Source organism: Natronorubrum halalkaliphilum (assembly GCF_009834785.1).
GTDB classification, from domain to species: domain Archaea; phylum Halobacteriota; class Halobacteria; order Halobacteriales; family Natrialbaceae; genus Natronorubrum; species Natronorubrum halalkaliphilum.
This window is the reverse complement of sequence record NZ_WUYX01000008.1, coordinates 14,645-39,454: the sequence shown is the minus strand read 5'-3', so window position 1 is coordinate 39,454 and position 24,810 is coordinate 14,645. Positions and strand designations below refer to the sequence as shown.

25 protein-coding genes and 1 tRNA gene are annotated in these 24,810 nt (G+C 60.3%); 13 read left to right on the top strand and 13 right to left on the bottom strand.

Annotation, left to right across the window (positions count from 1 at the left end; translation table 11 throughout):
* Positions 1-6 precede the first annotated feature (6 nt).
* A complete protein-coding gene (gene trpC / locus GS429_RS01775; RefSeq protein WP_160062150.1) occupies positions 7-798 on the bottom strand; it encodes an indole-3-glycerol phosphate synthase in 792 nt (263 codons plus the stop codon).
* A gap of 166 nt (positions 799-964) precedes the next feature.
* On the opposite strand from trpC, the gene GS429_RS01770 reads away from it, so the two are divergent.
* Together GS429_RS01770 and GS429_RS01765 are read left to right on the top strand one after the other, a co-directional pair.
* On the top strand, positions 965-1,435 hold the full coding sequence (locus GS429_RS01770) for an MGMT family protein (protein ID WP_160062148.1): 471 nt from the start codon (positions 965-967) through the stop codon (positions 1,433-1,435).
* Positions 1,436-1,680: 245 nt separating this feature from the next.
* Positions 1,681-3,201, top strand: coding sequence for an HTTM domain-containing protein (locus GS429_RS01765; protein WP_160062146.1), 1,521 nt, complete (start codon positions 1,681-1,683; stop codon positions 3,199-3,201).
* A 40-nt stretch (positions 3,202-3,241) separates the two neighbouring features.
* Here GS429_RS01765 and GS429_RS01760 read toward each other — a convergent pair whose 3' ends face one another.
* The 3 genes from GS429_RS01760 to lonB are packed head-to-tail and all read right to left on the bottom strand — an operon-like array spanning position 3,242 to position 6,866.
* Positions 3,242-3,595: a hypothetical protein gene (locus GS429_RS01760; RefSeq protein WP_160062144.1), complete on the bottom strand. Its 354-nt coding sequence runs from the start codon at positions 3,593-3,595 to the stop codon at positions 3,242-3,244.
* A gap of 25 nt (positions 3,596-3,620) precedes the next feature.
* Complete coding sequence (locus GS429_RS01755) at positions 3,621-4,658, bottom strand: CPBP family intramembrane glutamic endopeptidase (protein WP_160062142.1); 1,038 nt, start codon at positions 4,656-4,658, stop codon at positions 3,621-3,623.
* 12 nt (positions 4,659-4,670) lie between these two features.
* The gene (lonB, locus tag GS429_RS01750; RefSeq protein ID WP_160062140.1) at positions 4,671-6,866 is read right to left on the bottom strand and encodes an ATP-dependent protease LonB; all 2,196 of its coding nucleotides are present in this window, start codon (positions 6,864-6,866) and stop codon (positions 4,671-4,673) included.
* 479 nt (positions 6,867-7,345) lie between these two features.
* Here lonB and GS429_RS01745 point away from each other — a divergent pair, with 479 nt between their 5' ends.
* The 4 genes from GS429_RS01745 to GS429_RS01735 all read left to right on the top strand — a co-directional run bounded on the left by GS429_RS01745 (position 7,346) and on the right by GS429_RS01735 (position 12,051).
* Entirely contained in the window at positions 7,346-7,864 is a 519-nt protein-coding gene (locus GS429_RS01745) for a nicotinamide-nucleotide adenylyltransferase (protein WP_160062138.1), read from the top strand.
* Between the two features lie 104 nt (positions 7,865-7,968).
* Positions 7,969-8,817, top strand: coding sequence for an SAM hydrolase/SAM-dependent halogenase family protein (locus GS429_RS01740; RefSeq protein WP_328821186.1), 849 nt, complete (start codon positions 7,969-7,971; stop codon positions 8,815-8,817).
* Positions 8,818-8,893: 76 nt separating this feature from the next.
* On the top strand, positions 8,894-9,028 hold the full coding sequence (locus tag GS429_RS22355) for a hypothetical protein (RefSeq protein ID WP_268892265.1): 135 nt from the start codon (positions 8,894-8,896) through the stop codon (positions 9,026-9,028).
* 95 nt (positions 9,029-9,123) lie between these two features.
* Positions 9,124-12,051, top strand: a complete 2,928-nt coding sequence (locus tag GS429_RS01735) for a DUF7286 family protein (RefSeq protein ID WP_235920702.1) — start codon at positions 9,124-9,126, stop codon at positions 12,049-12,051.
* A gap of 125 nt (positions 12,052-12,176) precedes the next feature.
* Here GS429_RS01735 and GS429_RS01730 read toward each other — a convergent pair whose 3' ends face one another.
* The 3 genes from GS429_RS01730 to thsA all read right to left on the bottom strand — a co-directional run bounded on the left by GS429_RS01730 (position 12,177) and on the right by thsA (position 15,679).
* The gene (locus tag GS429_RS01730) at positions 12,177-13,118 is read right to left on the bottom strand and encodes a PQQ-binding-like beta-propeller repeat protein (RefSeq protein WP_235920706.1); all 942 of its coding nucleotides are present in this window, start codon (positions 13,116-13,118) and stop codon (positions 12,177-12,179) included.
* A 535-nt stretch (positions 13,119-13,653) separates the two neighbouring features.
* On the bottom strand, positions 13,654-14,022 hold the full coding sequence (locus GS429_RS01725; RefSeq protein WP_160062132.1) for a HalOD1 output domain-containing protein: 369 nt from the start codon (positions 14,020-14,022) through the stop codon (positions 13,654-13,656).
* A 112-nt stretch (positions 14,023-14,134) separates the two neighbouring features.
* Entirely contained in the window at positions 14,135-15,679 is a 1,545-nt protein-coding gene (thsA, locus tag GS429_RS01720; RefSeq protein ID WP_160062232.1) for a thermosome subunit alpha, read from the bottom strand.
* Between the two features lie 199 nt (positions 15,680-15,878).
* Here thsA and GS429_RS01715 point away from each other — a divergent pair, with 199 nt between their 5' ends.
* Both GS429_RS01715 and GS429_RS22350 read left to right on the top strand, forming a co-directional pair.
* The gene (locus GS429_RS01715) at positions 15,879-16,703 is read left to right on the top strand and encodes an amidohydrolase family protein (protein ID WP_160062130.1); all 825 of its coding nucleotides are present in this window, start codon (positions 15,879-15,881) and stop codon (positions 16,701-16,703) included.
* Between the two features lie 274 nt (positions 16,704-16,977).
* On the top strand, positions 16,978-17,103 hold the full coding sequence (locus GS429_RS22350) for a hypothetical protein (RefSeq protein WP_268892264.1): 126 nt from the start codon (positions 16,978-16,980) through the stop codon (positions 17,101-17,103).
* A gap of 434 nt (positions 17,104-17,537) precedes the next feature.
* On the opposite strand, the gene GS429_RS01710 is transcribed toward GS429_RS22350, so the two are convergent.
* From GS429_RS01710 to GS429_RS01690, 5 genes are read right to left on the bottom strand one after another with little or no spacing between them, the layout of a single operon-like run.
* On the bottom strand, positions 17,538-18,305 hold the full coding sequence (locus GS429_RS01710; RefSeq protein WP_160062128.1) for a proteasome assembly chaperone family protein: 768 nt from the start codon (positions 18,303-18,305) through the stop codon (positions 17,538-17,540).
* A gap of 6 nt (positions 18,306-18,311) precedes the next feature.
* On the bottom strand, positions 18,312-18,491 hold the full coding sequence (locus GS429_RS01705; protein ID WP_160062126.1) for an RNA-protein complex protein Nop10: 180 nt from the start codon (positions 18,489-18,491) through the stop codon (positions 18,312-18,314).
* Between the two features lie 8 nt (positions 18,492-18,499).
* A complete protein-coding gene (locus tag GS429_RS01700; RefSeq protein ID WP_160062124.1) occupies positions 18,500-19,300 on the bottom strand; it encodes a translation initiation factor IF-2 subunit alpha in 801 nt (266 codons plus the stop codon).
* The gene (locus GS429_RS01695) at positions 19,297-19,470 is read right to left on the bottom strand and encodes a 30S ribosomal protein S27e (protein ID WP_006089161.1); all 174 of its coding nucleotides are present in this window, start codon (positions 19,468-19,470) and stop codon (positions 19,297-19,299) included. The genes GS429_RS01700 and GS429_RS01695 overlap by 4 nt, the downstream gene beginning before the upstream one ends.
* Before the next feature lie 5 nt (positions 19,471-19,475).
* Positions 19,476-19,757, bottom strand: a complete 282-nt coding sequence (locus GS429_RS01690; protein ID WP_160062122.1) for a 50S ribosomal protein L44e — start codon at positions 19,755-19,757, stop codon at positions 19,476-19,478.
* A gap of 176 nt (positions 19,758-19,933) precedes the next feature.
* Here GS429_RS01690 and GS429_RS01685 point away from each other — a divergent pair, with 176 nt between their 5' ends.
* The 4 genes from GS429_RS01685 to GS429_RS01670 all read left to right on the top strand — a co-directional run bounded on the left by GS429_RS01685 (position 19,934) and on the right by GS429_RS01670 (position 22,314).
* The gene (locus tag GS429_RS01685) at positions 19,934-20,200 is read left to right on the top strand and encodes an HAH_0734 family protein (RefSeq protein ID WP_160062120.1); all 267 of its coding nucleotides are present in this window, start codon (positions 19,934-19,936) and stop codon (positions 20,198-20,200) included.
* 214 nt (positions 20,201-20,414) lie between these two features.
* Complete coding sequence (locus GS429_RS01680) at positions 20,415-20,861, top strand: GtrA family protein (RefSeq protein WP_160062118.1); 447 nt, start codon at positions 20,415-20,417, stop codon at positions 20,859-20,861.
* A gap of 66 nt (positions 20,862-20,927) precedes the next feature.
* Positions 20,928-21,002, top strand: a tRNA-Met gene (locus tag GS429_RS01675).
* Positions 21,003-21,378: 376 nt separating this feature from the next.
* Positions 21,379-22,314, top strand: a complete 936-nt coding sequence (locus GS429_RS01670; protein ID WP_160062116.1) for a DUF8054 domain-containing protein — start codon at positions 21,379-21,381, stop codon at positions 22,312-22,314.
* A gap of 27 nt (positions 22,315-22,341) precedes the next feature.
* Here the strand turns inward: GS429_RS01670 and GS429_RS01665 are convergent, their stop codons facing one another.
* Positions 22,342-23,325, bottom strand: coding sequence for an ABC transporter permease (locus GS429_RS01665; RefSeq protein WP_160062114.1), 984 nt, complete (start codon positions 23,323-23,325; stop codon positions 22,342-22,344).
* A gap of 288 nt (positions 23,326-23,613) precedes the next feature.
* Here GS429_RS01665 and GS429_RS01660 point away from each other — a divergent pair, with 288 nt between their 5' ends.
* The gene (locus GS429_RS01660) at positions 23,614-24,807 is read left to right on the top strand and encodes an ABC transporter permease (RefSeq protein ID WP_160062112.1); all 1,194 of its coding nucleotides are present in this window, start codon (positions 23,614-23,616) and stop codon (positions 24,805-24,807) included.
* The last annotated feature ends 3 nt before the right edge of the window (positions 24,808-24,810 follow it).

The window sequence follows — 24,810 nt, the reverse complement described above, 5'->3', positions numbered from 1 at the left end:
CGCCGCTCATGCCTCCTCGCTACCGTCGTCCGCGTCGACCAGTCGCCGCGTGTTCTCGGCGACGTCGCTGTCGTCCGCGCCGTGGTCCATGATCGCGCTGCCGATCAGGAGGCCGTCGGCCCCCGCCTTGCGCATCCGCCGAACGTCTTCGGGAGACGAGACGCCGCTCTCGGCGATCAGCGTGACGTCAGTCGGAGCCTGGGGGGCCACGGACTCGAAGGTTTCGAGGTCCACCTCGAGTCGCCCCAGATCCCGGTTGTTCACGCCGATCAGGTCCGCGCCCGCGTAGAGCGCGGTCTCGAGTTCCGCCCGGTCGTGAACCTCGACCAGCGGCTGGAACCCGCGTTCGCGGGCGGCCGCGACCAGAGCCTCGAGATCGTCGACGAACCGGACGATGAGCAACAGGAGGTCGGCCGCCACGAGGTCCATCTGCGCTTCCTCGAGGACGAAATCCTTTCGGAGGACGGGGACGTCGACGGCCTCCCGAACTCGAGTGAGCGCTTCGGGCGAGCCGCCGAAGTGACTCGGCTCGGTAAGCACGGAGATCGCGGCCGCTCCGCCCTCGACCATCGCTTCGGCAAGTTCGACGGGGTCGTCTTCGCGCGCGCCGTCGGCGGTCGGACTCGTGGGCTTTACTTCGGCGATCACCGGAACGCGGCCGTCGGCCTCCGCTCGCGTCAACGCGTCGGACAACGACCGCGCGTCCACGTCCACGACATCACCGTCACTACCCGACCGCTCCCGGGCGGCCTCGAGGATCGACTCCACCGCGGGAGCGAGCTCGGTATCGGAGTTCATTGTTGTACATCAACGTACTCATGTGTACAAAAGGCTTGCGTCATTGCGCCGGTTCGTCATCGAATCGGCGCTGCGAGCCAGTCCGAGCGTTCCGCTGTGGCCCTCGCTCGAGGGGCGACAGCCATCGACCGGCGAATATTCAAGTCCGTATCACCTACACGAATTTATGGAGGACGTCACGGACGCCGGAATCTACGCGCAGGAATCACCGTATCTCGATCGATACGTCCAGCTCGGTGCCGCCAGCGGGCGTATCCTGCGCGTTTCGTTTCCCACAACCCCGGAGGACGACGCCGAATCCGACCACCCGGTTCTCGATCAGATTTTCGAGTACCTCGACGGAATCGAGGAGGTCGACTTCGCCGACGTGCAGGTCGCCCTGACCGTTCCGACCGACCAGCGCGCGGTTCTCGAACAGGTGCGCGGTATTCCCTACGGCGAGCAGGTCAGCGTCCAGGCACTCACCCGAATGACGCCGGAACTCGATCCAGACGACGAGGACGACGTCATCCTCGTCCGAACGGCCCTCGACGAGAACCCCGCACCGATCCTGATTCCCGACCACCGCGTCCGCGACGGGCCGAGCGCTGCGCCGCCGGCCGTCGAACAGAAGTTGCGGTCGCTCGAAGGACTGTAACTGTAGCGGCGTTTCGTCGGTATCGCATAGCGGTCCGTGACGCCGGTGGGCGCTCGTTCTCGAGTCGTTCCGCGAACGCCGTCACCATCGTCCGGCTCACTGCGTTCCGCGAACGCCGTCACCATCGTCCGAACCACCGGTTCCGCGAACGCATGCCGTCTGCGGTACCCGAACTGCAAGCGAGCGACGACAAAGCACTTGTACTCCTGTTTGTAACGCTGTGACCGACACTCAGGTCACCCCGAATGACTCCCTCCCGACAGCACTCTTCGAACGGAACCGACCAGCGGTCTCCGGGACTCGAGTCACTGCGCGCAGTCGTCGAGCCGCGGCTCGGAATCGATCCGCGAGCCCTCGGCGCGTTCCGAATCGCGCTCGGCCTCCTCTTGCTCTTCGATCTGACCGTCTATCGGCTGCCGGGGCTGGTGACCTTCTACACCGACGCCGGCGTCTTTCCCCGCTCGGCGCTGGCGGAGACGTATCCGCTGTTCGCGACGTGGTCGCTCCACGCCCTGTCCGGATCGGCGTGGGTCCAGGGGCTCCTGTTGGCTCTCGCCGGCTGTGCCGCCGTCTCCCTGCTCGTCGGCTACCGAACCCGGCTCGCGACGGCCGTCTCGCTCGTCTTGCTCACCTCGCTGTACGCCCGAAACCCGCACGTGCTCAACGGCGGCGACACGATTTTGCTCTCGTTTCTCTTCCTCGGGTTGTTCCTGCCACTCGACGCCCGGTGGTCGCTCGGAAACCCCCGCCGTCCGGACGACGAGGCCGGTCGTCGCCGCTGCTCGATGGCCACCGTGACGATTCTCCTCCACTTCGTGACGATCTACGCGGTCAACGCGGCGCTCAAGTTCCAGAGCGACATTTGGTTGTCCGGTACGGCCGTCCGACGGATCTTCCGCCTCGAGGAGTACTTTACCGCACTCGGCCCGCTGCTCGCGGAGTACGCTACGCTTCTCACCGTCGCTAACTGGTTCTGGATCGGCCTGCTCACCTCGTCGGTGTTTCTCGTCCTGTTTACCGATCGGCTTCGGATCGCACTCGTCGCCGCGTTCGTCGTCGCACAGGTCGGAATGGCCGCGACGATGCGCCTCGGCGTCTTTCCGTTCGTCATGGTCGCCGCGTTGCTCCTGTTTCTCCCGCCGCGGGCCTGGGACCGCGTCGAGGACCTTCTGAGAACTATCGTTTCAAAGACCGACGCGCCCCTCGAGTTTCAGCTATCGCCGTCGCTCCGAACGGCCGCGACCAAATCGGCGACGCCCGGCATTCCCGCGGTTCCCCCTCGCGTTCGGCGCATCGCTCACGTGGCGAGTTCCGTGTTCCTCGTCTGTGTGTTGCTGACGACGGTCGTCTGGCAGGTAACGGCAGTCGGACTCGTCGACTCGCCGGCGCCGGAACTGGACGACGAACTGTCCGACGCGAGCTGGGCCTTTTTCGCGCCGAATCCGCCGGATTCCACGAGCTGGTACGTCGCCGAAGCCGAACTCGAGTCGGGCGAGACGATCGACGCGATCAACGGCGGGGACGTCGCGTTCGACGGACCGCCCGACGGGGAGCGGTATCCGTCCACGCTCTGGAAGCGATACGGCAACGAGATCCGGTACGCAGGCGACACCCACTACGAGCCGGCGGCGGCGGCACTCTGTGAGCGTCTCGATCTCGAGCACGGCGTCGAGTCGCTAACCATCTATCACGTCGAACAGCCGGTCGACTCGGACGGGCCGGTCGGTGATCCGACGTCGAACGAGCGGGTCAGCTACGCGTGTTGATCGATGGATCGGTGGATCCAACACGTCCGCCCGGAGCGGCTCAATCCGCGTACCAGACAGTGTAGATGTAGAGTCCGATCCCGACGAAAACCACGAGCGAGGACGCATCGTCGAGTATCGGAACGCCGGTAAACAGGAACGCGAACTGGAGCATCCCGCCGACGACGAGACAGACGGCCGCACCCAGCATCGCCGGCGAGCCGCGATCCCTGTCGGCCTGCAGGTAGAGGACCGTCCCGACGCCGATTGCGATCACGCCGAAGAGGAAATACGCGGCGAACGCCGCCAGCGGTTCGTTCCCGACCGTTGCGTACACGAGCAGTGCGAAGTAGAGCACGATTCCGAGGAAGATCAGCCGATAGACGGATTCGGGAATATTGTCGAGACTGTTCATACCGATACTGAATAGTCCCTTTCCCTTAGCTTTCGAGGGTCCGGCTCCACTCGAGGCCGACGCCTTCGTGGACGATAAACTCGAACGCGTTGATCAGGTAGTGGGCGACGACGACGACCAGAAAGCTCCCGGTGACGATGAAAATCGCCGCGAGAACGAACCCGAGAAGGCCCGTGACGACGACGCCGACCGATCCCTGAACCCCGTGACCGACGGCGAATGCAACCGACGAAACCACGGCGAGCAGCCACGGCGAGACGCCGAAGCCGGCCGAGATGACGCCGATCAGCGCCGCCCGGAAGAGCAACTCCTCGAAAACGGCGATGATCGGAAGCACGACGAGCAAGAGCGCCAGCCACCCCTGTATCGAATCCGGAGCCAGCAGCCCGCGAAGCTCTTCGTCGTGATCGAATCCGAGCCGAGTCGCCGTCGCCGCTCCGATCTCGTTTGCGACGTAGAGGACGATCCCGGCAGCCGCACCGAGCAACAGCCCCTGCTCGAGGTACGCAACCGAGAATTCGATGCCCAGGGCGTCGGCCGGAATGCCCGTATAGAGCACCGCACCGAGCAACACGAGCGCGAACAGTCCCTGTGAAAACGCGACGTTTGCCAGGAGCGCTCCGGTCGACAGCGATTCGGGATCGACGCTCCGGCCGCGGTCGTACTCGCGCTCCGGTGGCTGTTCGCTCAGTTCCTCGCGGTCGCGGTCGGTATCGAACTCGCCGACGTCGCCGAACTCATCGAACCCCACTGGCTCGTCGGACTCCCGACTCGAGCGACCTTGCGCCGAATAATCGGCTGCGTCGCCGGACTCTCGGTCGACGCTTGCGCCCGTGGACGTCGGCGTCGTCGCCGCGTCGGACACACCCTCCGAATCGACGGTTGCGTTCGATCGCGAGCTGTCCGGATCGATCGCTCTCTCGCCGGCAGTCGCGACGACGTCGTCTCCGCTTTCGCGCTCGAGATCGCCGTCATCGAACGCCGACTGTGTGAGGTGTGAAAGAACGAGAAGCAACACGAGGACGACGCCCGTAATGCCGGCGAACGTCGTCCACTGAACCATCTGTCGCTTTTGTTACTGTGGGCTCGGGTTCGAGCCGCTGGCGGAGCCGACGGCGCCCTGTCCCTGATCGAACGCCGTGCCGGTTATCGATTTGAGTCGATCGACCAGCGAGTCCTTCTTCGGTTCGCCCATCAGGGCGACGTCGAGGACCTCGCTGATGTTCGAACACGGGATGATCTCGACCATTTCGTCGTACTCGTCTTCGATCATCACGTCCTGTTCGTTGGCCTTCGGAATGATGACCTTGTCGCAGCCGGCCTTGGCGGCGGCCTCGATCTTGTGGGTGACCCCGCCGACCGGGAGCACATCACCCCGGACCGACAGCGAGCCGGTCATGGCTACGGTCTGATCGACCGGGATGTCCTCCAAGGCGCTGATGACGGCCGTCGCCACCGTGATCGAGGCGGAGTCGCCGTCGACGCCCTGTTGGCCGGCCTGGACGAACTGGATGTGGATGTCCTTCTCCGAGAGATCGACGTCGGAGAACTTCTTGATGATCGCCGAGACGTTCTGGACCGATTCCTCGGCCATCTCCTTGAGCTGGCCGGTCGCGATGACCTGACCGCCGCCCTGTGCGGGCGCGATCTCGGCCATGACGGGGAGCATGATCCCGGAGTCTTCGCCCATGACGGCGAGGCCGTTGACGCGGCCCTCGACGCCGCCTTCGGCGACCTGCAGCTCGTAGTCCTTCCGGCGCTCGATGTAGTCGTCGGCGAGCTGTTGCTCGATCGAGCGCGAGCGACCTTTAGCCTGCAGGACGTCATCGCGGGTCGTGTACTCTCGGTCTTCCGAGCGTGCGATGTCTCCCGCGACGCGGACGAGTCCACCGAGGGTCCGGAAGTGAAGCGTCAGGTGGTTCTTCCGGCCGGAACGACGCTTTGCCTCGAGGATGAGTTCCTCGACAGCGTCGTCGGTGAAGTGGGGTAGACGGCCGTCGCGTTCGACCTCCTGGGCGATAAAGCGGGCGTACTTGCGCCGCATTTCGGGGGTGTCCTCGATGGTGTCCTCCATGTAGACCTCGTACCCGTACCCTTTGACCCGGTTTCGGAGTGCCGGGTGCATGTTCTCCATCGCGTCCAGGTTCCCGGCCGCGATCATGACGAAGTCACAGGGGACGGGTTCGGTCTGGACCATCGCACCCGAGGAGCGCTCGGACTGGCCCGTGATGGCGAATTCGCCCTCCTGGATCGCTGTCATCAGCTTCTGCTGGGTGCGGACGTCCAGGGTGTTGATCTCGTCGACGAACAACACGCCCTTGTTGGCCTGATGGATCGAACCCGGTTCGACGCGGTCGTGAGACGGCGTCTCCATTCCGCCGGACTGGAACGGGTCGTGACGGACGTCGCCCAGCAGTGCACCGGCGTGTGCGCCGGTCGCGTCCTCGAACGGCGCGGTGCGCTTGTCGCCGTTGTTGACGATCATGTTGGGCACCATCGCATCCGTGCCGCGGCTCGTATAGCGGAAGATCAGCCAGACGATACCCGCCGCGAGAATCCCGAGCAGGATATTTACGGTGAGAATCGCGTAGCCGACGATGATCGCGATGATGATCCACATCAGGATCGACCGCATCTGGTTGCGCTTGCGGGCTTCCTCCTTGTGGGCGTCGATGATCTGTTCGCCTTTCCCTGCGGGGACGGTTCGGACCTTCGGCTCGTTCCCGTCGTCCGGGTTGTGGTAGACTAAAACGTCCTGGAGATCCTCCTGCGGTAGCAGCTGACTCATCGCCTTCGCGAGCATCGACTTGCCGGTCCCCGGCGAGCCGATCATCATCACGTGGCGGCGTTGCTTGGCTGCTTTGATGATAATATCCCGTGCCTCGTCTTGTCCGATGACCTGATCGACGAGTCGGTCGGGAACTTCGATATCTTCCGTCGAGTCGATCTTGAGGCCGCCGAGAAGATCGTCTTCGGCGATGTCCTCGTCGACTTCGACGCCGGGGTCGACTTCGACCGTACTCCCGAGGTCTTCGACGGTCTCGATATCGTCGTCGTTGTCGGTCGAGTCCGGCTCGAAATCGTCGATCGGATCGTCGAACTCGTCACCGTCGCCGACATCGTCGTTTCGGTCACCGTCCTCCTCGATCGGCGACCGGTCTCCCTGACGCTCTGGCTCCTGCTCCTGGTCCTGTGACTGTGCCTGCTCCTCGTCAGGCGCAGCGCCAGTGGCGTCTTCGGGAGGGTCGTCAACGTTCGTATCGTTGCTCATAGAACTCTGTTCAGTACCTGATTCGAAGGGATTGCCACTGATATACTTTCTCCATGCGGAGGATGGTGACAGTGGCTGAAACCCGGCTCCACAGCGTTCGACAGTACCGATTGGGAATTTCGCCCGTCGTTTTCATCCGTTGTGGTGATAAGTAAAATATGACTGAGGATAATCGAACTACGACCGGCTGTTCGATCCAACACCGAACGGTCATACTGCCAGACAGAACAATTCGAAGATCAGTCGCGCTACTGCGGCCGTCCTCGGGGATGACGGCCGCGAATTTGCGACCGACTTCTCAGTGACTGCTGTCCGACAGTATCAGTTACTGTTCGAAACGACGTGATGACGGACTCGAGCGCGGTACGCCGTGTTCACACGCGGAGATGGACAGCGAGGTTACACGCTATGGACGAAGTTGCGATCGATTTCGTCGGAAACTCGCCACGCTTAAGCACACTGCACCAACACGTTTCGGCATGACTCGGGGGTTCTACATTGGCCGGTTTCAGCCCTTCCACAACGGCCACCTTAGCATGGTCGAGCAGATCGCGGAGGACGTCGACGAACTCGTCCTCGGCATCGGAAGCGCCGACGACTCACATACGGTTCGAAATCCGTTCACGGCGGGCGAACGGATCATGATGATCACGAAGTCACTCGTGGATTACGATCTCGTGACCTACGCCGTCCCGATCGAAGACTTAGAGCGCAACTCGGTCTGGGTGAGCCACGTCCAGAGCATGAGCCCCGACTTCGACGTCGCCTACTCGAACAACCCGCTCGTCATCCAACTGTTTCGGGAGGCCGACATCGAAATCCGCCAGTCGCCCATGTTTAATCGGGAGGTCCTCGAGGGGAGCGAGGTCCGCCAACGGATGATCCACGGCGGCGACTGGGAGACGCTGGTCCCCGAAGCCGTCGCCGACGTCGTCGGCGAAATCGGCGGCATCGAGCGCATCCAGATGATCAGCGGCTCGGACTCGAACGGCGACTGATTCTCCGATAGGTCCGTTCCGTCTGTCTTCTCGAGTCCGGTGGCCGTCCCCGGCGCCGGGACGGAGACGCATCGACTTTGGCCGAGCGGTTCGTACCATCGCCCGTGATCACGCTCGCATCGGATTTCGGCACGCCCTACCCCGCGGCGATGAAAGGCGTGCTCTGTCGACGAACGGACGCCAGACTGGTCGACATCGGACACGACTTTCCCCGACAGGACGTCCGCACAGCCGCGTTCTGGCTTCGCGAAACGCTCCCGTACTTTCCCATGGCGACCCACCTCGTTGTCATCGACCCCGGCGTCGGAACCGACCGCAACGCGCTCGTCGTTCGTGCGGGCGAGCACACGCTCGTCGGCCCCGACAACGGCGTCTTGTGTCCCGTCGCGCGACGACTTGCCGACGATGCGGCGTTCGAATCGTTTGTCATCGACGAGTCGCGTCTCGAGTCGGTCGATCCCGCGGGCGGCGATTCGCCGAGTTCGAACGCGACAGCGCTCTCGTCTCACGGATCCAACTCGGTGAACGCCAGCAACACGTTCCACGGCCGAGATATCTTCGCGCCCGCCGCTGGAACGGTACACGAAACGCGTCTCGACGACCTCGAGTCGCTCGCGTGGCTCTCGCCGCTTGAAAACGACCCCGTTGATCTCGCCCTCCCCGAGCCGACGCTCGAGGATACCCGCGCGACGGGCGAGGTCCTCGTCGTCGACGACTTTGGAAACGTTATCACGAACGTTCCCGGTACCTTCCTCGCGGAGTACGATCGAATCGTCACGAACGGCGAATCGGTTCCCGTCGGCGAGACCTTCGCCGCCGTTCCGGTCGGTGCTCGACTCGCGACCGTCGGAAGCCACGGTTACGTCGAACTCGACGTCAATCAGGACCGCGGCGACGAGGAATTCGGTCTCGAGGTCGGCGATCGGGTCGTTCTCGAGAGCGCGTCGGCGTGAGCCACCGTTCGCTTCCTGGCAGACTCACGGAATGTGCGGTTAGTGTTTAAATACGAAGGGGCGGCCCAACTGCCCTATGAATCGGGATGGCCCTGTCGGTATCGTTCTGGCCAACCAGCGTACTGAACGCGACGAACGAAACACTGGAGCGGTCTCCGGGCCGTTGCGGGCCGAAAACGTCCTGCTACCGATCCGGCGCTGGGACGAATGAGAGGCGAACGGCCCGGAACGATTTCGCTCGCGGCCGATGACAGAGCGCGAATTCCGTTCGCGGTTATCGGCGTGTTGCTCCTCATGAGTTCGGTCATGATCGCCGCAACGTTGCAGACGCGCGGCGAACCGGAGATCGATCGCGGTACGGATCGGGCGATCGATCGGGGAGAAGCGTATGCGACCAGCGAGATCCGACAGGCGACCGTCAGAGCGACCGACGAAGTCGTCCGCTCGCCGGTGACGAGCGTCGATTCCGATCTCGAGGGTGTACTCGAGGGCGACACCGCGTTCGAAGACCAGACGAGACTTACGATCCTCGCGGAAGCCACCAGGGCGCTCGACGGCCGGGAACAGACCGTCGGTCAGGGCCGGACTGTCGCCGTCTCGATGCCCGAGGTCGACGACTGGACCGACAACGACGACCTCGAGTCGGCCCTCGACTCCGTCACCCTCGAGGAGAACGACGGGATCATGGACGTAACGATCCGGGATGTCGAGTTCGCCGTTCGGGACGGCGATGGGGACCTCGAGACGGCGGTGACGCGCAACGTTACGGTTTCGGTGGGGACGACGATGATGGAACTCCACGACCGCGTCGAGGAGTACGAAACGCATCTGAACAAGGGGATGCTCGAGAGTATCGAGGACCGCGAGGGGTACGGCTACGACCTCGCAAAACGGATGTGGCCGCTGACCTGGGGGAAGGCCTACTACGATCGGTTGCTCGGCGATCCCGCGGATCGTGCCTTCGAGAACGTTACCCCGAACGAACACACGGAAGTGATGGCCAACGACGCGCGGTTGACGGCCCAACAGGAGGTGTTTGGAACGCAAGACGACTATGGGAATCGCGTGATGGCGGGGCCGTTCGTGTGCATGGCCTACGACCTCTCGGAGAGTGCACTCGACCTGAACTACGATTTCGACGATATCGCTGCCCAACTCCATCCTGACGAGAACGTCAGTAGTGTCGATGATCTCTGTGCGGACGGAGTCGTCTCTCCGGACGGCGAGTTACCCGACATGCCGACGATCGAGGAAATCATCTCGGGTCTGCTCGGGAATATCGATAAGAGCGGGACCATTCAAGGCCACCCCTTTGCGGATATGGCGATGTACGAGATGGAAGCCGGTCTCGGACAGGACACTCTTGAAGCCGAGATGCGAGAGGGATTAAACGAGACTGAGCGGTTTAGTGAAGAATATCTCGAGGATTATTATGATGACGATGAGAATGAACGAACTGATGACACCACGATAGAAGATGAGAATGATGCCATCTCAGGCGTTCAGGATAGTCTGAATGACCTTAGGAACGATGCTGTTTTCGATTACGACCAGACCAGAAACGCGATCAATGATGTCTATACGGTTAACACAATTGTCGGAAGTATTAGCAATCCTCCCTCTAGTGATGGCCTCACCAGTCATCCCATTCCTCGTCTCCCGGACGAATACGATGCTAGTAATCATACTGAACACAACCGTAATGAACATACGTTCAACACGGAGGTAGACGCTCGTATTGACAAAGTAACCGCGGACAACGGTAATTCCAACCTCGATCGGTCGCTTGTTGAGGTCGACATCGAGATTGAGATGAGATATCTCACATACCGCTATTGGAACGATACGACCACGAATAGTTCGTTCGATGTGTGGGAATCAGCGGATCGGCACACCAATTATACCGCTTCGTTCGAACTCGATGGAGAATTCGCTCCGAATCTGGAGACCGATCCAAGCGATGTCGAGCACGTGCTCGATTCTGGGGGATCTCCAGACCCGTACGTAGCAGCTCCGAACAACTGGGAGGGTGCAGCCGACGAAGTGACGAAAGAATTTTTCGGCAGCAACTTCGGTAGTCACTCGTCTTTCGAAGATTGGCTGGAGGACCGGTCTAGGAATATCGAATCGACGAGCGATTTCAGAAGTGCGATTAACTACGACGACAGTTTCGACGAGGATATTCCGCTTTCACCTCGGAATCAGGACCAGCTTCATAACCATATCGTCTGGGGAGATCTCATGAAAGTACACAACGAGACGGTGGCGGAAATCGAACCGGTAGAAGCCGAGATCACGGAGATGCTGACGGCCGATGAAAGTCCGATGAGGGAAATCAATGAGAGCGTTGAAGAAATGGAATCGGAGTTTGTAACCGAGCACGATGACTTCGATAATGGGCCGGATATCGCTACGATGGAGGCTCGGCAGACATATTTCAATACCATTTACAAATATGTCCACGAGTTGGCAAGCGAACACGAGAAAGTGACGACAGGTGGTGAAAATCTCATCAATGATTTATTAGGTGGACTTCTTGATTCGGTAAATGATATCATCAGTGGTCCGATGGATCTACTCGACGAAATGCTCGGTTCAGGTGAAGAGATGTTACAGGATGAAGGCGGTTCTGAGATCGATACCTCCGATGTACTGAACGATGTTCACGTCGATGTCGACGGTTCACCCACTTACCATTCTTCGCAAGCGGCCGTCAACCAAACCGAAGTACCGGCAGTTCGGGCTGCAGGTGCTGGCCCACTCGAAATCAACGACGACATAGATTTTGCACCGATGGGAACCGGGTACAACAACAAGGTTGGCCAACCTGGCTTTCCATTAGTCCCGTGGCCACCATTGTTCTATCTACAGGTCGATGCGTGGGAGATCGAACTTGAAGGGGAATATGCTCGTTTTGAGGTAGAGGCAACCAGTGGAGATCCATCGGTAACTGAGTCAACAACCTACATCCGAGAAGACAAGGACGTCGTACTAGGGACACCCGATGGACACGGACTCGAGTTAGGATCAACCGATCCAATCAGCTACGAAAATAGTCAATCGGTTCTTGTGGTTGTTCCTGCTCCACAATTCTTACCACAGGGTGCTCCCGGGGTTGGCGATAATCAACTCGGAGGGGACGCACCAGGGCAACTGTGTTCGCCACTCTGGGGTGAGACCGGGCCAGAGTTTAGTAAAGAACACACCACACCTGTAAAAGAAGATTGTCCGTAGCGAGGTGTTTTGGACGTTCTCGTTCAATCGACAATGAAATTCATCGCTTAGGTTAGGAGGATAAGGCTCAATCCCTTAATAAAGGATCCTAACGTATCTGAAGATAGAATAGTGTTACAGCGCGCCTACGTGTCCTCTATTGCGTAAAGGCTGTTATTCAACGCAGGGAGATATACGACTCCATCAGATACTGTTGGTGGCGATGTGAATCCTCCATCAAGTTCTAATTCCCACTGCAAACCACCTGTGTTGCTATCTAATGCAGTAAGGCCCAGTGAATTAGCGAGATAAACGACACCGTCTGCAATCACAACCTCTGACTCAGGAATGGCTATGTCAATATCCCACTCAATCTCTCCAGATTCTGCATTTACAGCTGCTACTCGTTGGTTATCTCCAAAGTACACTTTCTTGTCAGTGACTGCGGGACTTGTTTCAACTTGTGTGGTCGTTTCTACTGTCCAGATTTCGTCACCGGATTCGGCATCGTACGCGTAGAGTTGTTCGTCAGCGCTTGTGATGTAGACCTTACCATTAGCTACTGCTGGATTTCCACTGTGCATTACGTTCTCTCCTTTAACGATCCACTCGTGTTCACCGGTCTCAACGTTTAATGCATACAGTTCGACACCCCTCGCGTGGTATAGTATTCCATTGTTGTATGCAGGAATGTCTGTATTTCCAATTAAGTCGCGCGAATACTGGGAATACTCATGAGTACTTGTGTACTCTCCGCTGTCAAAATCAACGTTCCATACGTGATCATCAGAAATCACAAAGACACCGTTATTAGTCGGTATCGGTTCGTTATTGAGATTTAGACTTCGATCAAGTTCGACTTCAGTAGACTCCCACCGAGCACCACTCTCCATATCATATCCATACACGCTATGGCTGGCTCGTGGCCCGTAGATTGTTCCATCGTGAGCCATCAACGGACCATGACCGTCTTCTTCCCAGAGTAGCTCTTCAGATTCACGATCAAAGGCAAGTACCACACCATTTCGGCTTGTCGCATAGAGGTAATTGTCGACAACGACGACCGGATACGAACTGCCTCCACCCATATCATGTACTTTGCGAGCTGTTACGCTGTCACCGTCTGGTCCTGTTACATTCGGCTGATGTGCTGTATTCTGCAGATCCACACCGTACATCGGCCAATCGCTACTCGAGGATTCCTCCCCGTCACTCCCATCGTTTCCATCACCTCCAGTCTCGGTTTCTTCGCCGCCAGAACAACCGGAAAGCGCTGTTACGCCTGCAACACTCGCACACGAACCAAGCCATCGTCGTCGCGTCTGTGATCGCCGATCAGCCATCGTCTAGTAGTGATAATTCTTTAATTAAATAGATTCTGTATTATATGCCGGAGAAGGTAAAGAGAACTGTGGACACAGACGAACTCGAGTCGAAACCGCTGATCCGATCACCCACGGCAGTCAGCGACCGATTCACATCACGGTCCCGGCGATGGAATTGTCCCAGGGGTGGCCAGCGTCGGAGCTACCGATTGACCGAGAGAACACCGACAGTTCACCACTGGGTTGGGAAAAAGAGCCACACGCAACCGTCTCGCGTGACGACCGGTATGGCAGTCAGTTACGGCTCGACTGACTCGCCCGGGCTGTGATCGGGGTCGATTACGATTTCCCCATTAGCGTGGACCGTTACAGCACACTGGGCGAACGAAAACCCGATCGAGTTATCCCCTGTCCGTGACCCGCTTTCGGTCCAGTGACCGACGAGCGCGTTCAACGCGTCGGGATCGACACGGCCTGAGAGCTGCTCGAGATTTTCCGGGTCGATATCACGCACTGACGAGACCGCCATCAGTACCGCCGTACTCGCCGGCTCGTAATCCGTGTCCACACACCAGGCGTGATACGTGCCTCGCTCGTCGTCGTAATCGAGTGGACGATCGGCGATGTCATTGACTGGTGTGACGCGATCTCGAGTGGTTTTGGACATGATACAGTTTCAACTGGGCCTTGCTAACGGTTAACACTGTTGGCCAGCTGACTGTCCCGATAGCTGAACGGAGACGACTGTCCACAAAAACCGTAAAGACGAGGAGAAAAGCCTACTCGGCGGCGATGACGTCGTCGATGCGGACGATCATCGTTGCGGCTTCGGTCGCGCTCTCGACGGCTTCGCGTTTGACGTCGGCGGGGTCGACGACGCCGTACTCGAAGGGATCGTCGATGGTGACCTCTTCACCGCTGGTGATCAGACCGGCGCGGCCCTCGGACTCGTGGGCGGCACGAAGGTCCACGAGTGCGTCGATCGGGTCCTGACCGGTGTTCGCGGCGAGGGTCCGGGGAACGATGTCGAGTGCGTCGGCGAAGGCCGTCACGGCGAGCTGTTTGCGGCCCTCGATACCGGCGGCTTCCTCGCGGATCTTGTCCGCGATGGCGATCTCGGTCGCGCCTGCACCGGGAACGACTTCGCCGGAGGACAGCGCGGTCGCGACGACGTCGAGTGCGTCACCGATTGCGCGCTCGAGTTCGTCGACGACGTGTTCGGTCCCGCCGCGGACGAAGACGGTGACGGACTCGGCGGCTGCGCCGCCCTCGACGAACGCGAGGTCGTCGTCGCCGTAGTTCTCGGCGCGGACGCGGTCGGCCTGGCCGAAGTCGGACTCCTCGAGGTCGTCGAGTGCACCGACGCGGCGTGCGCCCGTCGCAGAGACGATGTCGCGGGCGTCGCTGTTGCCGACGTTCTCGAAGACCAGGACGCCTTCGTTAGCGAGGTAGGTGGAGACGCGGTCGTCGACATCGTCGGTCGTGAAGACGACGTCGGCACCGCTCTCGGCGACCGTCTCGGCGTAGCCGCGGACTTCGCTCTCCTCGGCGTCGATCGCGGTGTTGAGCTGATCGATCGAGTCGATGGCGTACTCGGCGTCGATCTCGCCCGTTCGGACGCCGAGTTCGACGTCGAGCACGGCGATCGAGGCGTCCTCGACCTCGCGTGGCATCGCGTCGTGGGCAGGCTCTTCGTCGATGACGATGCCGGGGACGAGTTCCGTCGCGTTCGAGGAGGCACCGATCTGGGTGTGGACGGCGACGTTATCGCGTGCGACGCCGTCGTCGAGTTCGACGTGACGGATCGCGCCGACAACCGTTTCGGCCAGCGACTCGGCGGTGAGGCCGCCGGTCCCTTTGCCGGTCATGCTCGACTCGGCGACCTGTTTTAGCACGTCGTCGTCGACGGCGTCTTCGCTGATCTGCTCGTCGATCGCTTCGAGGGCGATTTCGGAGGCCTTGTGATAGCCCTCGACGATGGTCGTCGCGTGGACGTCCTGTTCGATGAGGTCTTCGGCTTCACCAAGCAGGTTCCCAGCGATCACGGCCGCCGTCGTCGTTCCGTCGCCGACTTCCTCTTCCTGGGAGTCGGCGACTTCGACGATCATCTGGGCTGCGGGGTGTTCGATGTCCATCTCGTTCAGGATGGTCGCGCCATCGTTGGTGATGACGACCTCGCCGCTGGAGTCGACGAGCATCTTGTCCATCCCGCGAGGCCCGAGTGTCGTGCGTACGGCTTCGGCGACCGCTTTGCCGGCCATAATGTTCGACGACTGGGCGTCGCGGCCCTGCGTTCGCTGGCTATCCTCGCTCATAATAAACATAGGCTGTCCGCCCATGCGTCGCTGTTGTGCCATTGTTGAATCCTCACTAACTATGTCGTCAGCACTTCTATATAAGTGTTTTGCTACGGTCGGCGCTCCGTCTGGCGATTGCATGGAACGAGTTCTCGTGGTCCCGGTCGGTCGCCACGAATCGGGGCCGGTAGCAAAATATAGCTCGACTGAAAAACACTCGAAACAGATGCTCGAGCTGGAACACGGGTTTCGCGTCGTCGACGTCTGTACGCGGCTGCCACCGGACGGTGAAGACGCGTTCCGGGGCCGAGTGATCACGCCGGAGCGACTCGAGCGAGAGATGCATCAGGCGGGAATTACTCGGGCGGTCGTCTTCCCGCCCGCCAGGCCCGAGACGAGTTACGTCGCGTCGAACAACGGCGTCGCCCGCCATAGCGTCGACCGACCGTTCGTCGCCGTCGCCCGCATCAACGGCACCCAGAAACCGGGAACGACCACAGCGGGACGACTCCGAAATGCGGTCAGCAACCGCGAGCCGTATCACACCACGCCCGAGGACATCGAAAAGTACGCCTACGACGACCGGTTTCACGGCTTCGTCTTCGATCCGACCGTCGACGACTTCCCCGACGAGGACGTGCTTGCGGTCCTCGAAGACGTCGATCTCCCGGTGATCGTCCGCGGCGGCACCGACGCCCCGCCCGAGGCGCTGGCCACTACCGTCCTCGAGCGTTCGTTTCCGACCGTCGTTAGTCATTTCGGTGGCTACCCCCTCGACCGCGAACTCATGCACGAGATGATCGACCTCCTCGAGGAGTACGACGACTGCTATCTCGAGACGAGTTTCGTCCGCTATCGGGAGGTACTCGAGCGGGCGCTGTTGGAACATCCCGACCGAGTCCTCTTTGGAAGCGGCGCTCCCGCTTGCCATCCCGACGTTGCCGTCATGGAAATCCTCACGCTCGACGTCTCGGAGGACAAACTCTGGCGGGCGTTTTCGAAGAACGCCTGTCGCGTGATGGAAGCGCTTTCCCCGGAGACGAGTTCGTGACCGCGTTTCTGACCGCCGGTACACGTTTCTCGCAGGACAGATCCCCAAAGCATATACTCCGGTTGTGCTCTCAGTACGGTATGGTTCGCTATCCCGACGGCCGCTGTCCCGACTGCGGTGAACGATTGTACGCTCGAATCGACGGTCCCGATAGCTGTTCGAACTGTGGCACGTCTCGCGATTCGCTCGGTCGACCGACGACCTGTAGTCAGTGTGACTGACGGTCACGTATCGTTCAGATACTGCTATCGTCCTGTCCGGTGTCGGTTACCACATGGTCGGCCGACTGATCGCACTCTTCGTGCTGGTACTGCTCGGAATCTTTCTCGCAGTTGGACCGACGATCGCTGACGTTACAGCCGCGGAAGCGTGTCGACTGTTCGGTGCGGGTAACTGCTAACTTCCCCGCATCCGGGACAGGTCACCGCGTCAGCGGAACCACCGATCGTGGGATGGGTCCAATACCGTTCGATGAGCTTTGCTCTGGTCGGTTTTGCGGCGAGGGCGGAAGCAAATCATCTACACCACCGAAAGGGTCATAGCGACGCAAGCCAATTCTCTCTCGATATCGCATGGTCCGCTATTCGGAGCGTCGTTGTCCCGACTGTACCGGAAAGAAAATCTCGCGGGCTGATGGGTCCGTTTGGTGTCCAAACTGTGCCCTCTTCCGTCCGCAAAAAACGGACGTCTGATACGGTTTACTGTAGTCAATTACTGCCGATCACTGACCCCGTCCCTGGTATCGGCGGTAACTAGTTACAGCAATCCGTATGAGACCTGTAAACGGATACCCACCGAAACGGAACTAGCCCGAGAACGAGCCTGTTGAATCGCTTAGCCGATATAGCGCAGGTCGTCGTCCGTCGGCACGTCCATCTGCTGTTGTTGTTCCATCTCCTGGATCTTGCCGATGACGTCTTCCATCTCGTCGGCGCGCTCGTCCAGGGTCTCGTAGTCGAGTTCGAATCCGAGCATCGTCTCGAGCACTTCGAGGACCGCTCGAGCGCTTTTCGGATCGACCAGATACCCGCTAGTCTCGCCCATCAGACAGGCGGCGTCGAAGCCGCGGCGCTCGCCCAGTCCGAGCATGAGCCCCGAGACGCCGACGATGCCGCCCGCGGGTTCGTCCTCGCGGAACTCGACGCCAGCGTCCTCTAGGCCCTCGACCAGCGACTCGTCGCTGACGGCGCCGACGACGGCGTACTCGTCGATGAGTTCGCCGGTTGGGACGCCGCCGAGCGCGTAGACCTCGTTCGCGCCGAACGCCTCGGCGATATCGAGGAAGGCGTCGGTCAGTACGTAATGGCCATTGTTGGTCTGGGCCTGATGATCGCCGCTCAGCAGTAACAGGTCACGGCCGTCGGGAACCGACACGGCGTGGAGCTCCGCGCACGTCAACTTCGAGACACCGTCCTCGACGCTCACCTGCGGCGGAAACTCCCGGGAGTAGACGCGACGCACGAGCGTACTTTCCCCCTCGAGTTCCTCGAGCAGGTGCTCGACGGCGAGACTTCCGACGTGTCCGACACCCGGCAGCCCCTCGACGAGCACGGGGTCGTCAAGCTCGACCTCGGCGACTGCGTCGATCTCGAGTTCGTCCATACCGTATCAGCGATGGCGACGTTTAAGAGCGCGTCGGTACTCGCCGTGCGGGTCGTTCGGATCGAACGGGGCCGGGGCGCTGTTTTCGGTCTCGGAACCACAGTCGGGGCAGGTCTCAGAAAGGGAGTACACCGGGCGATCGTGGACCTCGCGCCACGCCGAACAGACCCGGATGTGAGACTTCATTGCGTACGTTACTCGTCGTCGGTTCGTCGCTCGCGGTGGTACTCGCCATCGCCGCCCTCGGACTCGATCGCAGTGACCGCGCGCCGAGCGCTCTCCTCGAGCTGGGACTCGGCAGTCTTGTAGTTGGGTGCTTTTACCTTGATGCGGTACTCCGGAGCGCCGACGTAGCTAACCTCGAGGTCGACTTCGTCGGGCACGTCACCGTTACCTTCGGCGGCCTGCAGAGCGTCACGGATGCCGTCGACGCCGCTTGCCGACGGATTCTCGAGATCGACGTATCCAGTGACGTTGACGTACGGGACTGAGACGTTCTCGCGTGCGGTTTCGACGATCGATTCGATCTCGTCGTCGGTCAGATCGGTGCCTTCGAGCGCTTCGTCGCCGTGGATCGCGGCCTGCTTGAAACCGTCGTAGAGGCTGCCGTGGGCACCGATCAGTTCGTTGGCGATCGCGGTGTAGCTCTCGTCATCGGGGTCTTCACCGAGTGCGATCCCCATCCAGTTGTCCGCCTTCTGCTCGTTTTTCCACTCCTGGATCTTATCCGAGCGTTGGTGATCGTTGACGTCTTTCAACGAGAGATCGATCTGCTGGGAGCTCTCGTCGATGTCGAGGACCTTACAGACGACGATCTGTCCCTCGCGGACGTGATCGCGGACGTTTTTGATCCAGCCGCTCGCGACTTCGGAGATGTGGATCAGTCCCCGCTTGTCCTGGTACTCCTCGAGATCGACGAAGACACCGAAGTCCTCGATTTCGTCGATCTTGCCGACGACGAGTTCGCCGGGATCGGGCCAACCGCTGTATTTCATCGTGACTCGACTGTTTCGAGGATTTCGTGGTCGATCTCGGCTTTGCCGCCGGTCGGTCGCGCAAGCGTCGTGCCACAGACGGCACAGGCGACCTCCGAGGAGGCTTTGCCGAAGACGGTCTGTTCGTTCTCACAGTCACTGCATCGGACGCTGTAGAAATTTCCTGCCATCGTAATCACTCCTGGAACTCGAGTCGGCCGGTACGCCATCCCTCGCGGAGATGGGCCTTGCCACACTCGCTGCAGCGGTATTTGAGGTCGGTCTTCTTAGTGGGTTTCTCGCCAACTGGCACCTTCGAGAAGCGACCGGAGTTACCGATGCTCGAGGTGTTGCGCCGGGTTCGGCGAGCGTCCCATTTCATGCCGCTCGAGCGGCCCGTTCGGGACTTTTCGACTTCGTGTTCGTGGTGTTCGTTGCAGTGCGGACAGTACGTATTGAATCGGCGTGGCATCTGCATGGTTATCTCACTTGACGTGGGCTAAGGCAGGGCTGTTTAAAACCCGTTTGGTTCGTCGTCGCTGGGAGCAGTAGCGTCGCTGATGCGTCTCCGGTCGGTCGGTTCGGTCACCGACTCGCTATGGCGTGGCTGTTGGCTTCGAAGCGCTTAATCCGCTCTCCTGTGAACCGGTACCCATGAAGCAGCTCATCATCCACGGCGATCCCGGAATTCGGAAAGGGGCCATCATCAACTACGACGGGGAAGAGCTGGTCTGTTTCGGCATCAACCGCAACGGCGAGTGGCACGGCCCCGAGACGGTCCAACTGTGGTGTACCATCGGTACCGAGGACGAATACGAGGACTACGAGAAACGAAACTTCATGCCTCATTTCCTCGACGTCGACCGCATCGACGCCGACGCCGTCGATGTCGTGCGACCGAAGGGCGACCTCGCCATTTGATACGGCCTGCTAAGGTTGTGCCGGCAGATCTCGGCGGGTTGGGGGTGTACCGGTGCCGGTTCCGGTACCGACTGACACCGGTCCGTCTGTTCGAGATTGCCTGATACTCGATATTGGCCTCGCGTACGCGCGCACCCTGACCAATACGGGTTACACTCGAGCGTGACCACAACTCGACTGACGGTGACGAGCGACCACACGAACGAGCTTCAGGATGAGTAATTCGCTTTCAGAGGCTATTCGAACGCGGTTTCGCGCGCTGCTCTCGACGGCGCGGTTTAGCCAGTTCGCCGGCGTCGGGGTCGTCGGCGCAGCCGTCGATAACATCGCGCTCGTTGTGCTGGTCGAGTTAACGGCGCTCGGTCCAGTTATGGCGAAGGTGATCTCCTGGGAGCTGTCGATCATGGTCATCTTTGTAATCAACGAACAGTGGACGTTCGCGGAGTACGGGGCGATGACGCCTCGAGCCCTCGGAAAGCGATTCCTGCGCTCGAACGCGGTTCGGTTTGCCGGCTTTCTGGTCACGCTGTCGGTCCTCGCGACGTTGGTCAACTGGTTCGACGTCTGGTATCTGGTTGCGAACCTGATCGGTATCGGGATCGGATTTTTCGTCAACTATACCTGTGAGAGCCTCTACACGTGGAAAGTCCACCGGGAGTGACGGTAGAAACCCGCACACGGCGACCGAATCACAACCCTTAACTAGCGGACTCGGTTATAATGTGATAGCGGGATGGGATAGCCAGGAGATTCCGGCGGGCTCATAACCCGCAGACCGGTAGTTCAAATCTACCTCCCGCTATGTTTTGGCGCGAACAAATTCGTGAGCGCCATCCATAGCACGGTGGTGATTTGAACCAGACGAGTCGCGCGCAGCGAAAGCGAGCACGTCTCGCCGTGGTTCAAATCTACCTCCCGCGACTTTTCACGGATTCATACGGATTGCTGTAACTAGTTACCGCCGATCACCAGGGACGGGGTCGATGATCCGCGGTAATTGACTACAGTAAACCGTCTCAAACAACGATCGACGAGTGTTACGAGGAAGGAGTGCTGAATCCGTGAGAGTCGTGTAGATTTGACGTAGACAACGAGGGAGCGACACGACCGACGGGGCCTCGAGTTAGCCGCCTCGACGAAGACGCATCCGTTTTATTGTTGGAACCCAACCGTGATCTATGCCATCTCAGATCGTCGCGATTATCGACCGACTGCGGCAACCCGAACACACCGGCGAAAATCGGTGCGTTCCGTGTACGGCCGTCAACGTGGTACTTGCACTCGTCGCGAGCGCAGTTGTCGCGGTCCGGTCGCGCCGCCTCGCTTCCCTTACCGTCGGCGTGTCACTGCTCGCGATCTACCTTCGGGGCTATCTCGTTCCGGGAACCCCAGCGCTCACCAGTCGGTACCTACCCGACGAGGTTCTCGCGGCGTTCGACAAGGGGCCCCGCGAGCCCCGGACCGGAACGACGATCGAAATGGACGACGCCGACGAAGCGACCGAAACGGGCCGCAGTAACGAAGCGGACGACGAAGAGAAACTGGCCTACGTCGACGAAATCGAGCGCCAGCGCGAAAATGCCGTCGACCCCGAACAGTTCCTGCTCGACGTCGAGGCAGTCGGGCCGTGTGACCACGCGGACGACCTTTGTCTCACCGACGCGTTCGCGGATCGGGTCGAGGACGAACTGGATCGACACCGTGGAACGACCGCCGATGACGAGACGATCGCCGATCTGTTCGACGTCGAAGAAGGTGCGGTGACGATCAAAGATCGCGACTATCCCGCGGCCAAAATCGGCCGTCGCGTCCACAAGTGGCCCGCAGATGCGGCGCTGGTCGCCGACGTCGCGGTCCACCACGCCCTGCGCGAACAGACCGACCGCTGGGAGGCCGTCCCCCGCGGGCAGCGCCTCGAGTTACTCGAAGTACTGCGGTCGTTCCTCGAGACGTGTCCGGACTGTGGCGGGACAATAACGCTCGGCGAGGAGACTACCGAATCGTGCTGTCGATCGTACGAGGTGCTCGCCCTCGAGTGTGTCGACTGTGACGCGCCGCTGCTCGAGTTCGATCCGACCGAGATCGGGGGCGTCGGCGGCGGTATCGAGCCGTAATCCGAGAAGGGCCGTGACGGGAGTCGGTTAGCGACTGCCCGTATCGACACGCGGGTCGAGGCTACTGTAGGCCAGGTCCTGGACGATGTTGCCGAGGATACCGACCGCAATAATGACGAGGGTGCAGCCGAGGACGACCGGCAGGTCGCGCATGTGAACCGCGTTGAAGAGCAGTGATCCGAACCCGTCCAGTTGGAACAGTGATTCGATCACGAAGACGGCAAGAACGAGCAGCGCAAGCGCTTCGGTAAAGAGCATCGAGAACAGCGGAATCGCCGAATTCCGAACGATGTGTGTGGCTATCCGAATACGGTTGGCCCCTTTTGCCTTCACGAGGGTTACGAAATCCGCAGACGCGTACTCGATCGAGTGTGCACGCGAGTACGCGACATAGCCGCCGAGTAAGGTCGTCGCAGTGAGCGTGATCGGCAAGATGTGCTCGAACAGCAGCGTCGAATCCGGAATCACGCCGCCGGCTGCGTACGACAGGAGCATCCCGCCGATCCAGAAGTTCGGGACGGCAAAGAGAAGGTACGCCATACTCATCCCCGATCCGGCGAGGCGGCTCTGCGGGTTCATCGCGGCGTAGAGTCCGATGAGAACACCGGCGACAATTGCAAGCACGATCGCCGGGAGAACGTACATTCCCGTTCGGAGTACGGCGTCGGCGACCATCGGGAACACCGGGTCGCCGGTCCCGTAGAATCCGGCACCGGAGCCCCTGTCAGCTTCCAGGAAAAACGCCTCGCCCCACTGGAACGTCAGCATGTTTCCCATCCAGTCGAAATACAGTTCGTAGAGCGGACGGTCGAACCCGTGTGTCGCGAGATACTCCTCGATCGATCGTTCGATCTCGGCTTCGTTAGCCCCCTGAAAACGCATCGCACCCTCGATAGTCTGTTCGATCCAGTCATCACTCATCGTAAACACGGCGAAAACGACCGTCAAAACGGCCCAGGCCGCGACGAGACCCAGCGCAACCCGCTTGGCGACGATCCGGACGAAATTCATCCAACCCACCGTTCGGTTGACGGGACTCGAGAGCCACGAACTGACGATCGTCGCTGTCGTTGCCGATCCAGGAACGCGTAAATTTGTGCGTAGGCGTGGCGGTTGCTGGGCCTAAACCGGGTTTTCCCGTCCCGGAAGGCGTCACAACTGCAGCAACATCCGCTGGAGAGCATTGGTGCCTGATACCGACCTTCGTGACAAAAACGTATTGCTTCTTTTAGTGGTACCATCGAGTGCTCAATACAGATACTTTTAATATATAATAGTATATTATTCCGGTCGTCCTCCATGAGTGAGCCTGACGACCCCAACCGTTTCGAGCGGGTAGACTGGGACGAGATAGACCGTTCAGGACGGCTCCACACGCCGACGAGAACGGCATTTATCGTTGCCATGGTTCTGTTCGCCGCACTCTACGCGCTCGAGTCGTCGAATGTCATTTCGCTCGGATGGCGACTGGAGTTGCTCGACTGGGTAATATTGCTGGGGGTCGCCGTGTTGCTCTCACTCGTGGTCGTCCCCGCGGTTCGGCAGCGTGACTTAACGCTGCGCGTCTTGGGGCGTCTGGTTTCCCGGCCGATTCACGCAGCCGCAGTGGGGTTTCTGGCGGTGCTCTCGTTCGTTGCCGTCGTCGGACCGATCATCGTTGGCTCACCCGAACTCGCATTCCAGCACCGCTTTCATGCACCGTACGGGTTTACGAGCGAGGCCGGCTGGCACGCAGACTGTCTCGGGACGATGACGGCGGGTGAAGGGGTAACTCGTTACTGTGAGGGCTCGCTGACCTACCCTCTCGGGACGGACCACCGCGGACATCCCCTCGGTCACCTCCTCATCGAAGGAGCTCGAATTGCCCTGTATGTCCTCGTCTTTACCGCAGCGTTCGTCGTTCCACTCGCCGCAATCGTCGGCATCCTCGCCGGCTTCCGTGGCGGTCGGATCGACGATCTGTTGATGGGCTACGTCGACATTCAGCTCTGTATCCCGGCAATCGTCGTGTTCTTCATCGGCTACATGTACTGGAACGTCTCGCTGCTTCTGTTACTGGTCATGTTCGGACTGTTCAGTTGGGGTGGTATCGCCCGTCTGGTCAGAAGTGAGACGCTTCAGCGCCGCGAAGACGGGTACGTACTCGTTGCACGAAGCCTCGGGGCATCGCCGCTTTACATAGCGAAACGTCACATCGTTCCGAATATCACGAACACGCTCATCCCCGCCGTGTTCCACCTGCTTGCGCTGCTCGTGCTCGTCGAAGCCGGCGTCGCCTTCCTCGGGTTCCACCATATCGAACTCTACTCGTGGGGGTCGACCATTCAGGAGGGGCTCGATCCGCCGCTCACCGGTATCGGTTTCGTTATGGACCCACACGAGATCTGGTGGGTCTCGACCTTCCCGGCAATCGCGCTTACGCTCACGCTCGCGTCCCTGAAACTCGTCGGTGACGGACTTCGCGACGCACTCGATCCCCGACGAACTCACTGACTC